This window comes from Arthrobacter sp. KBS0702, assembly GCF_005937985.2.
Classification (GTDB): domain Bacteria; phylum Actinomycetota; class Actinomycetes; order Actinomycetales; family Micrococcaceae; genus Arthrobacter.
The window spans coordinates 2,597,004-2,608,637 of sequence record NZ_CP042172.1 but is presented as its reverse complement, the minus strand read 5'-3'; the positions used below and the strand labels follow the sequence as shown (position 1 = coordinate 2,608,637).

Annotated in this window: 13 protein-coding genes; 8 read left to right on the top strand and 5 right to left on the bottom strand. The window is 67.6% G+C overall.

Annotated elements, in window-relative coordinates; translation table 11 throughout:
* The first annotated feature begins 34 nt into the window (after nt 1–34).
* Both FFF93_RS11965 and FFF93_RS11960 read left to right on the top strand, forming a co-directional pair.
* A complete protein-coding gene (locus FFF93_RS11965; protein ID WP_138768719.1) occupies nt 35–391 on the top strand; it encodes a hypothetical protein in 357 nt (118 codons plus the stop codon).
* A 392-nt stretch (nt 392–783) separates the two neighbouring features.
* The gene (locus FFF93_RS11960) at nt 784–1,644 is read left to right on the top strand and encodes a type IV toxin-antitoxin system AbiEi family antitoxin domain-containing protein (RefSeq protein ID WP_186372152.1); all 861 of its coding nucleotides are present in this window, start codon (nt 784–786) and stop codon (nt 1,642–1,644) included.
* A 272-nt stretch (nt 1,645–1,916) separates the two neighbouring features.
* Here the strand turns inward: FFF93_RS11960 and FFF93_RS11955 are convergent, their stop codons facing one another.
* On the bottom strand, nt 1,917–2,165 hold the full coding sequence (locus FFF93_RS11955) for a hypothetical protein (protein WP_138768721.1): 249 nt from the start codon (nt 2,163–2,165) through the stop codon (nt 1,917–1,919).
* Between the two features lie 152 nt (nt 2,166–2,317).
* On the opposite strand from FFF93_RS11955, the gene fdxA reads away from it, so the two are divergent.
* The 5 genes from fdxA to FFF93_RS11930 all read left to right on the top strand — a co-directional run bounded on the left by fdxA (nt 2,318) and on the right by FFF93_RS11930 (nt 6,797).
* Complete coding sequence (gene fdxA, locus FFF93_RS11950; RefSeq protein ID WP_056737938.1) at nt 2,318–2,644, top strand: ferredoxin; 327 nt, start codon at nt 2,318–2,320, stop codon at nt 2,642–2,644.
* 12 nt (nt 2,645–2,656) lie between these two features.
* Nucleotides 2,657–3,805, top strand: coding sequence for a succinyldiaminopimelate transaminase (gene dapC / locus FFF93_RS11945; protein WP_138768722.1), 1,149 nt, complete (start codon nt 2,657–2,659; stop codon nt 3,803–3,805).
* A 231-nt stretch (nt 3,806–4,036) separates the two neighbouring features.
* Nucleotides 4,037–5,320: a citrate synthase gene (locus FFF93_RS11940; RefSeq protein ID WP_138768723.1), complete on the top strand. Its 1,284-nt coding sequence runs from the start codon at nt 4,037–4,039 to the stop codon at nt 5,318–5,320.
* 159 nt (nt 5,321–5,479) lie between these two features.
* A complete protein-coding gene (locus tag FFF93_RS11935) occupies nt 5,480–6,127 on the top strand; it encodes a TetR/AcrR family transcriptional regulator (protein ID WP_138768724.1) in 648 nt (215 codons plus the stop codon).
* Nucleotides 6,128–6,185: 58 nt separating this feature from the next.
* Nucleotides 6,186–6,797 (top strand): hypothetical protein, encoded by a 612-nt coding sequence (locus FFF93_RS11930; protein ID WP_138768725.1) that lies wholly within the window; start codon nt 6,186–6,188, stop codon nt 6,795–6,797.
* A 43-nt stretch (nt 6,798–6,840) separates the two neighbouring features.
* On the opposite strand, the gene FFF93_RS11925 is transcribed toward FFF93_RS11930, so the two are convergent.
* Together FFF93_RS11925 and dapD are read right to left on the bottom strand one after the other, a co-directional pair.
* Entirely contained in the window at nt 6,841–7,692 is an 852-nt protein-coding gene (locus FFF93_RS11925) for a hypothetical protein (RefSeq protein ID WP_395858387.1), read from the bottom strand.
* Nucleotides 7,693–7,757: 65 nt separating this feature from the next.
* Entirely contained in the window at nt 7,758–8,768 is a 1,011-nt protein-coding gene (gene dapD, locus FFF93_RS11920; protein ID WP_138768726.1) for a 2,3,4,5-tetrahydropyridine-2,6-dicarboxylate N-succinyltransferase, read from the bottom strand.
* Between the two features lie 143 nt (nt 8,769–8,911).
* On the opposite strand from dapD, the gene dapE reads away from it, so the two are divergent.
* Entirely contained in the window at nt 8,912–10,036 is a 1,125-nt protein-coding gene (gene dapE / locus FFF93_RS11915) for a succinyl-diaminopimelate desuccinylase (RefSeq protein ID WP_138768727.1), read from the top strand.
* 89 nt (nt 10,037–10,125) lie between these two features.
* Here dapE and FFF93_RS11910 read toward each other — a convergent pair whose 3' ends face one another.
* Together FFF93_RS11910 and FFF93_RS11905 are read right to left on the bottom strand one after the other, a co-directional pair.
* Entirely contained in the window at nt 10,126–10,962 is an 837-nt protein-coding gene (locus tag FFF93_RS11910; protein ID WP_138768728.1) for an amino acid ABC transporter permease, read from the bottom strand.
* A complete protein-coding gene (locus FFF93_RS11905) occupies nt 10,959–11,609 on the bottom strand; it encodes an amino acid ABC transporter permease (protein WP_138768729.1) in 651 nt (216 codons plus the stop codon). The genes FFF93_RS11910 and FFF93_RS11905 overlap by 4 nt, the downstream gene beginning before the upstream one ends.
* Nucleotides 11,610–11,634 lie beyond the last annotated feature (25 nt).

Genomic DNA, 11,634 nt, shown 5'->3' with positions numbered 1-11,634 from the left:
CGCTGAGGCCCTTGTGAACAGAAGAGCTGCCGGTATGGCAGGCGGCATTGCCGTCGCCGTACCGGCAGCTCTTTTTGCTGCCCTCGCAGGCACCATGCTGCACGGGCAGCACCTGGTGGTTGGCGGCGTCGAGCTTCCGTGGGGCGCCGTCGCCGCGTTGGTGCTGCTGGGCGCGGTCGAGCTCTGGCTCGGTGCCGCCTTCCGGTCCCCGCTTCCAACGGCAGCCTGCGGTGCCGTCTGCTACGCGCTGGCGGGCTGGTGGTCCACCCTGGATCAGGGCAAGCGCCTGATCATCGGCGACCTCGCAGGGAATATCTGGGTGTACGGCATCGTGGGTGTCACGCTCATTACGCTGGCCTGGAGTCGGCGCTACGCGCGGCGGGGCCGGTAGCGTACCAACCCGGGAGGGACATGCCCATCCTTGGTTCATCCGGACGGACATGCCCGTCGTCCGTGACCGCCCTGGCGGGACATGCCCAGCTTTAATTCACGCTGATGAGCATGCCCGTCGTACGTGACCGCCCTGGCGGGACATGCCCAGCTTTAATTCACGCTGATGAGCATGCCCGTCGTACGTGACCGCACTGGCGGGACATGCCCATCCTTCGTTCCCCAGAGTGGACATATGGGCACAATGTCCAATGCTCGGACCGTGCACTGGACATGTCCGTCGGCCGGGAATGGACATGTCCGTCCAAGCAGCCGCTTCGGTGGCCACCCGCTTGTGCACATAGCGGAAGCCGGAGCTGTCGCTCTCGGGCCGGCCTCGAAACCATGGTGAGCATGGTCAAAATCAATGAAGTCATGTCCAGGTACGACGGCGTTGCGCGAGCCAAGCATCTGGCGGCTGCCGGGATATCGGGCTTTCACCTCCGGGCGGCCCTGGCATCGGGCGCCGTCGCCCGGGTGTCCCGCGGCGTCTACGCGACGCCGGGAGCAGACCCTCTACTTGTCGCTATCCGTTCCCTCCCCGCCGAGCCCGCGTGTGTCAGTGCAGCGCAATTCGGCGGCCTGTGGGTCCTAGAAGCGCCCCAGCAACCACACGTCGGACTCACCCATAGCCGGACCTATCCGGGTTTTGTATGCCACCGGGCGACTCATCCACCGACCCTGCTGGACACGGTGGTGCAGAGCCTGCGCTGCCTGCCGGAGCTGGATGGCCTTGTGATTGCCGAATCCGCCGTCGTACTGAAGGGACTTCCCTTGGCGTCGCTTCGCCTGCGCCTGGCCAGCCGGAGTGACGCCCGGGAACGCAGGATCGTCGCATCCATCGTTCCGCAGTCGCAATCGGTCATCGAGTGCCTCGCACGGTTCCACCTTCGGCGCGCAGGCTTCCACGTTGAATCCCAGGTCAACGTCCCGGGGATGGGCCACCTGGATCTCATGGTGGACGGGCGGCTCGGAATCGAGACCGACGGCGCCGGCTTTCACATGGACCGGTTGAGTTTCGAAGAAGATCGGCGCCGGTGGAATGTCACCACCAGACTGGGTGTTCCCACTCTGGTCGTCACCTATCCGCTGCTCAAATACCGGCCGGAGGAATTTATTGCCATGGTCCGGGAGGCGCTCAACCGGCTCTCCGCCGCCGCCTGGTTCCTGCCGCTGCGGGAATCCTGCCGCCGCCTGAATCCTGCCGCTGCCTGATTCCTGCCGCTGCCTGAATCCTGCGGCTGCGGGATTGGAGCTGTCTGTGCCGCGAGCAATGGGCATGTCCGTCGCGGGATCCCGGCGGGAATGGGCATGCTCTCCCTGCAGAGCGGCGGATGGACATAACGGCATTATGTCCATTCTTCGAACCTGGGAATGGACATGTCCCATGGTGGAGGGCGCAGCCGATGGGCATGCTCGTCGGCGCGGCTTGGGGATGGGCATGCCCGTCGGATTGTGCAGCGGATGGGCATGTCCTATTGAGGCGGCTAGGGGAGGGCATGTCCACGGGGGCGGCGCGGCGGGGCCGGCGGGACTGCCTTGGCGGCCACCACCAGCCCGAGGCCAATGACGACGTCGGACCGCCGGGTCCGTACAGTGCATTCCCTGGCGGTGCGGGCCACCAGCTCGCCCAAGGCATCCGTCAGGCCGCCATCAATCCGGTAGCGCACCACCACTCGGGTCCCCAGCGGGGCGTCGGAGAGGAACTGCTGCGGCTGGGGGATCGGTGAACTCACCCGTCCATAGTAGGGGGCGAGGGCTCTGTGACGCCCGGCTAGGTTCGCGGGACCGGGCTGGGAGATAATAGGCTCAGAAGTCAGCAGCCCGGCGCTCAGGCCGGGAGCAAAATCCGGCGGGATGCCGGAACCAACGTGGAGAGGCCAGGGACGTGACGTACGTAATCGCGCAGCCGTGTGTAGATGTCAAAGACAAGGCATGTATCGAAGAATGCCCCGTCGATTGCATCTACGAGGGTGAGCGTTCCCTGTACATCCACCCGGACGAGTGCGTGGACTGCGGCGCCTGCGAGCCGGTGTGCCCCGTCGAGGCCATCTACTACGAGGATGACACCCCCGAGGAATGGGCCGACTACTACAAGGCCAACGTCGAGTTCTTCGATGTGCTCGGCTCGCCCGGTGGCGCCGCAAAGATCGGCAACACCCACACGGACCACCCCATGATCGCCGCGCTGCCGCCGCAGAACCAAGACAACTAGGACGGCCTTCCGGTGACTTCCGCGGTGCGCAGTTTCGGCCTCAGCCTGCCCGACTACCCTTGGGAAGCGATGGCGCCCTACCTTGCGCGCGCCGCCGCGCATCCCGGCGGAGCGGTAAACCTCTCGATCGGCACCCCGGTTGACGATACGCCTGCCCTCGTCCAGGAGGCGCTCCGGGCGGCCGCCAACGCCCCCGGGTACCCCACTGTGCACGGTACGCCGGCACTCCGGGAAGCGATCGCTGCCTGGTTTGACCGCCGCCGCGGCGTCCCCGGGCTGGATCCGCAGAACGTCATGCCCACCGTCGGGTCCAAGGAACTCGTGGCCTGGCTGCCGTTCCTGCTCGGCCTCAAGCCGGGCGACGTCGTGGTGCGGCCCACCGTCGCCTACCCCACCTACGACATCGGCGCCACCTTCGCCGGGGCAGAGCACGTGGCCGCTGACGACCTCGACGAGCTCGACGCCGACACCAGGTCCCGCGTCCGGCTCGTCTGGGTTAACTCACCCGCCAACCCCACCGGCAGCGTCCGCGACGCCGACTCGCTCAAGCGGATCGTGGGCCAGGCCCGGGAACTCGGCGCCGTGGTCGCCTCCGACGAGTGCTACGCCGAACTTGGCTGGGGCGAGTGGGACGTCCAGCGCGGCGGCGACCCCGTGCCCAGCATCCTGGACCCTCGCGTGGCCGGGGACTCCCACGAGGGTCTGCTGGCGGTCTACTCGCTGAGCAAGCAGTCCAACCTCGCAGGCTACCGCGCCGCGTTCGTGGCCGGCGACGGCGCGATCATGGCCAACCTGGTCAACAGCCGCAAGCACGCCGGCATGATCGTGCCCTACCCGGTCCAGGAAGCCATGCGCGTGGCCCTCGGCGACGACGGGCACGTGGCCGCGCAAAAGGACCTCTACCGCGGACGCCGCGAACGCATTGTCCCGGCGCTGGAGCGTTTCGGACTGACGATCCACGAATCCCGTGCCGGGCTCTATCTCTGGGCCACCGCGGGCGAGGCCACCTGGGACACCGTCGGCAGGCTCGCCGACCGCGGCATCGTCTCGGGTCCCGGCGTCTTCTACGGGGACGCCGGCCACGGCTTCATCCGGGTGGCGCTGACCGCTACGGACGAACGGATCGACGCCGCCGTCGAACGGCTGGCTACGGGACCGTAACAATGCTGTGATGCCGGACACAAGATGCGCGATTTGGACGCTTTGGAGTAGCCCCGGATTAGTGCCACCCGCGAACTGGCGGTAGTTTTTAACTGACTATCAATGGTGGCTTTCCACAAGAAGGCAGCGCAGCCGTTGGAACCCGTGTCCAGATACGGGCTCCGTGGGCCGCTTCACCAGATGTTGGATCAAGCTTTCAACAGGGGCCCTGACGCCTCATGAGGAGAATCCATGACTGAGACCACCAGCGCAACCCTGCGTCATGCGGGCGGCGAGCTCGAGCTCCCCCGCATCAAGGTTGTTGAAGGGAACGAAGGCTACGACGTTTCCAAGCTGCTGAAGCAGACCGGCGCCGTTGCCTTCGACCCCGGTTTCATGAACACCGCGGCCACCACGTCGGCCATCACCTACATCGACGGCGACGCCGGCATCCTGCGCTACCGGGGCTACCCGATCGAGCAGCTCGCCCAGCACTCCAGCTTCCTGGAAGTCTCCTACCTGCTGATCTACGGCAACCTGCCGACTCCGGCCGAGCTGGAAGCTTTTGACCAGCGGATCCGCCACCACACCCTGCTGCACGAGGAGCTCAAAGGCTTCTTCAGCGGCTTCCCCCGCGACGCCCACCCGATGCCGGTGCTGTCCTCCGCCGTGTCCGCGCTGTCCACGTTCTACCAGGACTCGCTGGACCCGTTCAACGCCGAGCAGGTTGAGGTCTCCACCTACCGGCTGCTGGCCAAGATGCCGGTTATCGCGGCCTACGCGCTGAAGAAGTCCGTCGGCCAGCCGATGCTGTACCCGGACAACTCCCACAACCTCGTGGAGAACTTCCTCCGCCTGAGCTTCGGCCTGCCGGCCGAGCAGTACGAGGTGGACCCGGTGGTGGCCAAGGCCCTGGACCTGCTGCTGATCCTGCACGCGGACCACGAGCAGAACTGCTCCACCTCCACGGTGCGGCTGGTCGGCTCCTCCAACGCCAACCTCTTCGCCTCCGTTTCCGCCGGCATCAACGCCCTCTTCGGCCCCGCCCACGGCGGCGCCAACGAGGCTGTGCTCAAGATGCTCCGCCAGATCCAGGCCGACGGCATCAAGCCCGAGGACTACATGGAGAAGGTCAAGAACAAGGAAGACGGCGTCCGCCTGATGGGCTTCGGGCACCGGGTCTACAAGAACTACGACCCGCGCGCCAAGATCGTCAAGGCCACGGCCCACGAGATCCTCAGCAAGCTCGGCGGCAACGACGAACTCCTGGACATCGCGCTCCGCCTCGAAGAGAAGGCGCTGCAGGATGACTACTTCATCGAGCGCAAGCTCTACCCGAACGTGGACTTCTACACCGGCCTGATCTACAAGGCGATGGGCTTCCCGGAGAAGATGTTCACCGTGTTGTTCGCGATCGGCCGTCTGCCGGGCTGGATCGCGCAGTGGCGCGAAATGATCAGCGACCCGAACACCAAGATCGGCCGCCCGCGGCAGCTCTACACGGGAGAGCCGGAACGGAACTACCCCTCCGTCTAGGCACCACCCGTCCACGACGCCGGCCGCGCACCTCGAGCATGAGGTGCGCGGCCGGCGTCGTTGTTGCCGGGGACAGGTGGCCCGGCCCTGGTGCTGGAGTTGCTGGTGCGACCGGCGTGGGAGGCCCGCGTGCGGGCACATCCGTGCTAAAAAGGAGCAATGCCCAAATTTGTCGACGCTGCTTTGCGGCGCCAGGAAGTTGTCGAAGCCGTTTTCAGGATTGTCGCGGCAGACGGGCTCGAGCGGGCCTCGCTCCGCGAGGTCGCCGACGAAGCCGAACTGGCGGTGGGCTCCGTGCGGCACTACTTTGCCAGCAGCGACGAGCTCCTGGCCCACTCTTTCGGCGTCGTGGTGGACCGGATCGCCGGCCGGCTCGACACTGCGGAGGCCCGGCTGGCGGAAACCGCCCCAGGCTCCGCCGAGCACCGCACCGCCGTATTAACTCTGCTGGGGGAACTTCTGCCGCTGGACGAGGAACGCGCCGTCGACGCCTGCGTCTGGATGGCCTTCAAGAACGCGGCCCGGACCAGGCCGTTCCTTGCCCCGGAAGCGGACCGCAGCCACCGCACGGTGGCCGCCGTCGTCGGCCGGCTGATGATGGACCTGGCCGCGACCCAAGGCGATGACGACGGCGCCGGCGGTCCGGACCGGCAGCAGCTCGTCACCGAGGCGGAACGGTTGCTGGCCACCCTGGACGGACTCACTATGCACGCCCTGCTGCAGCCGGAGTGGATGACGGCACAAATGTGCCACGATGTACTCGAGGCCCATCTGGCCAGCCTGGTCGGCAGCGGGGCCGGCCATTAACGTGCACTACCTTCAGGAATAGACTGGAAAAGTACGTCTTGCCAAGGGAGGCAATCGGATGCACCAAACAGGCGGGCCGGGCTGGCAAATCACCATGGACACCTCAGGACCGCTGCTCATAGCGCTGTACGTCCGAGACGCGGCCGGCCTGGAGACTGTCGGCCACCCCGCACTCTGCCACGCGGCCCCGAAGATCCGTGCCTCCGACCATTCGCACCTGATCGACGAGGTCGGCGGCATCAGCGCCCTCAAGACCGAGTGGGAGGCCTGGTGGGCCCAGCTCCTGAAAGCCCACCCGGAGATGGAGCCCGAGCTTGGGCCGCCGGGATTCCGCGCGTTCGGGAACTCGCCGGCCCTCCGCCGGGTCCTGCAGGCGCACTTCGGTGCGGCCCTGAGCTGGGCCCGCGAACGCCGGGGGGAGTACCTGGCCCTGGAAGCCGAACGGGATGCCAGCGGAGCCACCGAGTTGCTGGCCGACCTGGTGGAGGACCGGCTGCTGGAGGTCGGCCGGGCCGCTCGGAACTTTGAGCTGACCATCATCGAGCTTCCCCTCGCCGAGCCGCGGGCCTGGTATCTGGAGCCGGACAAGATCATCATGAGCTCGGCGCTGCTCTCCGAGCCGGAACTGTTCCGCAGCTACGTCCAGCCCGTCATCGAACTGCTGGTCTGAGCCCGGCGCCGTCGGACCGGCCCTGGGTCGGGGACGGACTGCGCTACGGCGCAGGCTTCCCGGCGACCGTGATGGCGACCTGGCCCGACGGCGCGTCCCCGGCCTGCCAGCCGTTGTGGGATGACCGGGTCCAGGTTTGCCCGGCCACCCGGACCTCGCTGATCGACAGGGCCTTGGCGTTGGCCACCGCCCAGTGGGCGACCGCCCAGGATCGGGTGTCCTGGGCGGTCACCATTACCGTCCTTCCGGCCGCCGTCGCCGGGATGGGGCCGAAGGCCGCGGCCAGGCGCTGCTGGAGCTGCGCGGGGTCCCCTGCCGCGTCCGGCATGCGCAGCGAGCAGTCGAGGCCCTGCGCGGTGTGGCCGGTCAGGGCGGAGGCGAAGGCGCGGGCCATCCCCTCGTGCTGGGCGTAGGCCCCGGGATACGCCGACCGCTGGACCTGCTGGGCGGCCTCGGTAATGGGAAGCGATTCGTAGCCCGGGATCGTCTCCAACGCGTCGTAGAAGGCGTTCGTGGCGTGGTACGGGTCCATCACCTCCTGCTCGGTGCCCCAGCCCTGCGAGGGCCGCTGCTGGAACAGCCCGCGGGAGTCAGGGCCGGCCTGGTCGCCGTGGCCGATGTTGCGCAGCTTCGACTCCTGCATGGACGTGGCCAGGGCGATACTCGCGGCGCGGGCCGGCAGCCCCCGCCGGACCGCGATGGCACTGATGAGGGCCGCATTGGCGGCCTGGTCGGTCGCGAGATCGTCACCGCCCGAGCCCACCGCGGTGCAGCGCTCGGTGATCAGGGTCTCGGAGCGCTGCAGGAATTCCACTGCGGTATAAATCGCGCCCGCCACCATGGCTACGGCCAGCAACAGCACGATCCGACGGCGCCAGCCACCTCTGCGTGCCACGTAACAACTCCCTCAGGCCCTGCCGGGCCGGTCCAGTCTTCTGCCGGTCAATGATCGGCCGGTGCCTAGTTGGCGTGCAGAGCCTCGTTGAGTTCGACGGTCTGTCCCTTGCGCGGGAGTACCTCCACCTCGCCGGTGGAGGAGTTGCGGCGGAACAGCAGGTTGGGGACGCCGGAAAGTTCAACGGCCTTGACGATCTGGCTGGTGTCCTCGCCGTCGGCGTCCTTCTGCCCGACCACCCGCACCCGGGTGCCGGCCGTGACGTAAAGGCCGGCCTCGACGACGGAGTCGTCACCGATGCTGATGCCCACCCCGGAGTTGGCGCCGAGCAGGACTCGTTCGCCCAGGGAGATCTTCTCCTTGCCGCCGCCGGAGAGGGTGCCCATGATGGAGGCACCGCCGCCGACGTCGGAGCCGTCACCGGCCACCACGCCGGCGGAGATGCGGCCCTCGACCATGGAGGAGCCGAGCGTGCCGGCATTGAAGTTCACGAAGCCTTCGTGCATCACGGTGGTGCCTTCGGCGAGGTGCGCGCCGAGGCGGACCCGGTCGGCGTCGGCGATCCGGACGCCAGAGGGGATGACGTAGTCGACCATCCGCGGGAACTTGTCCACGCCGTAGACGGTCACGGCGCCGCGCCGGCGCAGCCGCGCGCGGGTCAGTTCGAAGTCCTCGACGGCGGCCGGGCCGAAGTTGGTCCACACAACGTTGGGCAGCTTGCCGAAGATGCCGTCCAGGTTGATGGTGTTGGGCCGCACGAGGCGGTGCGAGAGCAGGTGCAGGCGCAGGTACGCGTCCGCGGTGTCGGCCGGGGCCTCGTCGAGGTGGACCTGGACGAAGACGACCTTCTGCTCGGTGCCGCGGTCCGCGTCGGCGCCCTCTGCGGCGACGTCGAGCAGCGACTGGTCCGCATTCGCCACGTCGCGGAGGCTCTCCGTCGCGGTCCCGAGCGCCGGAGCCGGGAACCAGACGTCCAGCACGGTGGCCTCACCGTTGCGGGTGGCGATGGTCGCGACGCCGTAGCCGTAGGCGGAGCGGGAGTCGTCGGGCACGGCAGCAGAAGCGGTTTCAGTCATGACCCCAAGTCTATAGACGGCGCCCGCGCTCACCGAAACCCGTGACACCCCGACTGGGTCCCACTTGTTGTCGTTATGACGCCTCCGAACGACAACTACTGCGAGCCAGTTGGAGGAGCGGGGGCGGCATATACAGTGGAACCGTGACTGAACTTCTTGCCCCCGCCCGCCTGGACCTGCGCCGGGACGTTGCCCTGCTGACCGCGGACATCATCGACATCTTCAGTGTCTCGGGGGAGGAAGGCCGGCTGGCCGACGCCGTCGAGCACGCCCTCCGCGCCATCCCCCAACTGGAGCTGGTCCGCGACGGCGACGCGATGATCGCCCGCACCAGCCTCGGCCGGCCCGAGCGGGTCATCCTCGCCGGGCACCTCGACACCGTCCCGCTGCCGACCACCGAGGGCGCGCTCGGCACCGTCCCGTCCTACTGGCCCTCCGGGGCGCCGGGGGAGGGCATCCTGTACGGCCGCGGTGCCACCGACATGAAGAGCGGCGTCGCGGTGCAGCTCGCGCTGGCCGCGGGCTTGTTCGACGGCGGCGCGGAGCCGGACAAGGACGTCACCTTTGTCTTCTACGACCACGAGGAAGTCGAGGGGGTCAAGAGCGGCCTCCGCCGGCTGGTCCGGAACCACGGGGCCCTGCTGGAAGGCGACTTCGCGATCCTGCTGGAACCGACCGACGGCACAGTCGAGGGCGGCTGCAACGGCACCATCCGGTTCGAAGCGACCACCCTCGGCGAGGCTGCCCACTCGGCGCGCGCGTGGATGGGCAGTAACGCCATCCACGCTGCGGCCCCGATCCTGGCCCGGTTGGCCGACTACGAGCCGCAGACCGTCACCGTCGACGGCCTGGACTACCGCGAGAGCCTTAACGCGGTGAAGATCCAAGGCGGCACGGCCGGAAACGTCATTCCGGACCGTTGCGTGGTGGAAATCAACTACCGGTTCGCCCCGGACAAGTCCATGGCGCAGGCTGAGGAACACGTGCGCGAACTGCTGGCCGGCTTCGAGCTGGTCCGCACCGACGGCGCCGCCGGTGCGCGGCCCGGACTGAACCACCCCGCCGCCGCCTCCTTCGTCGCCGCCGTCGGGGCCGAGCCGAAACCCAAATACGGCTGGACCGACGTCGCGCGCTTCAGCGAACTGGGGGTCCCCGCCGTGAACTTCGGCCCGGGCGATGCGCTGCTGGCGCACAAAGACGATGAACACGTCGACGCCGAGGCGATCCGGGAGTGCCTGCGGGCGCTGCGGAGCTGGCTGGGCGTGTAGCCAGGGCACCGGATGGCCGGTTAAACAGCGAAGGTCCGGAACCCGACGGGTTCCGGACCTTCATCCATTGGGGCTTCGCCCGGACCGGCCTACTTGGCCGGGGCGGTGCCCGCGACCGGGACGTGGGCCATGCCGCCGGCGGCCTTCTTGGAACCGCGCTTCTCGATCATGATCGCGATGCGGGAAACCGCAAGGTTGATCGCGATGTAGATGGCCGCGGCCACGAAGAACACCGGGAACAGGAACTGCGGACCCAGGAAGTCGGCCATCACCTGGACCGCCCGGAGCAGCTCGCCGTAGGCGACGATGTAACCGAGCGAGGTGTCCTTCAGGAGCACCACGAGCTGCGCCACGAGCGAGGGGAGCATGCGGCGGATAGCCTGCGGCAGTTCGATGGTGAGCCGTGACTGGAAGCTCGTCAGGCCGATGGCAAGCCCGGCCTCCCGCTGTCCCTTGGGCAGCGACTGGATGCCGGCCCGGATGATTTCGGCGAAAATGGCCGAGTTGTACAGGACCAGGCCGGCCACCACGGCGATGAAGGAACTGGTGGCGAAGACGAGCAGTACGAACAGCATCATCAGGACCACGGGCATGCCGCGGAGGAACTCGAGCACAATGCGGGTGGGGATGCGGATCCAGGCCACATCGGAGATCCGCATCAGGCACAGCAGCAGGCCGAGGGGGAAGGCGATGACGGCTGAGACCGCGGCGGCACTGAGGGTGGCGCCGATGCCGTTGGCGATCAGGGTCCAGACGTCGGCCTGGCCGAAGATGGCCCACCGCCGTCCTTCGAAAATGCCCTGCTGGGCCAGGGTCATCACGGCCAGCACCAAGAGGACGCCAATCACGATCACACCGATGACCGAGCCAATGAGGGAAACGCGGCGGGCCTTGGGACCCGGGACGTCGTAGAGAACGGAGCTCATCGTGCGATCGCCACCTTTCGTTCAACCACGTTGGCCAGGTAGCCAAGCGGGACGGTTATCAGCAGGTAGAAGAACGCGACGCCGACCAGGACCCACATGACGGCGTCGCCGTGGTCGTTGGCCAGCTGCTTGCCGTAGCCGAAGAGTTCCAGTACGTAGAACGCGCCGGCGACGGAGGAGTTCTTCACCAGGGCGATCAGGATGTTGATCAACGGCGGGATCACCGTGCGCACGGCCTGCGGAAGGATAATCAGGGAGAGCACCTGGCCGAACTTCATGCCGATGCTGCGGGCGGCCTCGGCCTGGCCGACCGGGACGCTGTTGACGCCGGAGCGCACGGCCTCGGCGATGAAGGCAGAGGTGTAGGCGCTCAGGGCGATGATGGCTGCGACTTCGAACTGCTGGAACGTAACGCCCAGGCGGGGCAGCACGACGGCGGCGAAGAAGAACGCGATGGTCAGCGGGGTGTTCCGGACCACTTCCACGTAGGCCATGCTGAAGCCGCGCAGCGCGGCGATGGGGGAGACGCGGGCCGCCGCGAGCAGGGTGCCGAAAATGAGGGCGAAGATTCCCGAGACCACTGCCAGGAAAAGGGTTCTGAGAAAGCCGTCCCAGTACTGGGGCAGGCTTTCAATGATGACGTCCATAGGTTCCTTCAGCTGCGTTGAGGGG

What these genes read in the sequence shown, in the direction of transcription:
- FFF93_RS11940 (WP_138768723.1), top strand. Translation starts at nt 4,037, where the DNA reads ATGACTGAGACCACCAGCGCAACCCTGCGTCATGCGGGCGGCGAGCTC.
- FFF93_RS11905 (WP_138768729.1), bottom strand. Translation starts at nt 11,609, where the DNA reads ATGGACGTCATCATTGAAAGCCTGCCCCAGTACTGGGACGGCTTTCTC.
- FFF93_RS11960 (WP_186372152.1), top strand. Translation starts at nt 784, where the DNA reads ATGGTCAAAATCAATGAAGTCATGTCCAGGTACGACGGCGTTGCGCGA.
- FFF93_RS11935 (WP_138768724.1), top strand. Translation starts at nt 5,480, where the DNA reads ATGCCCAAATTTGTCGACGCTGCTTTGCGGCGCCAGGAAGTTGTCGAA.
- FFF93_RS11965 (WP_138768719.1), top strand. Translation starts at nt 35, where the DNA reads ATGGCAGGCGGCATTGCCGTCGCCGTACCGGCAGCTCTTTTTGCTGCC.
- FFF93_RS11930 (WP_138768725.1), top strand. Translation starts at nt 6,186, where the DNA reads ATGCACCAAACAGGCGGGCCGGGCTGGCAAATCACCATGGACACCTCA.
- FFF93_RS11910 (WP_138768728.1), bottom strand. Translation starts at nt 10,962, where the DNA reads ATGAGCTCCGTTCTCTACGACGTCCCGGGTCCCAAGGCCCGCCGCGTT.
- dapD (WP_138768726.1), bottom strand. Translation starts at nt 8,768, where the DNA reads ATGACTGAAACCGCTTCTGCTGCCGTGCCCGACGACTCCCGCTCCGCC.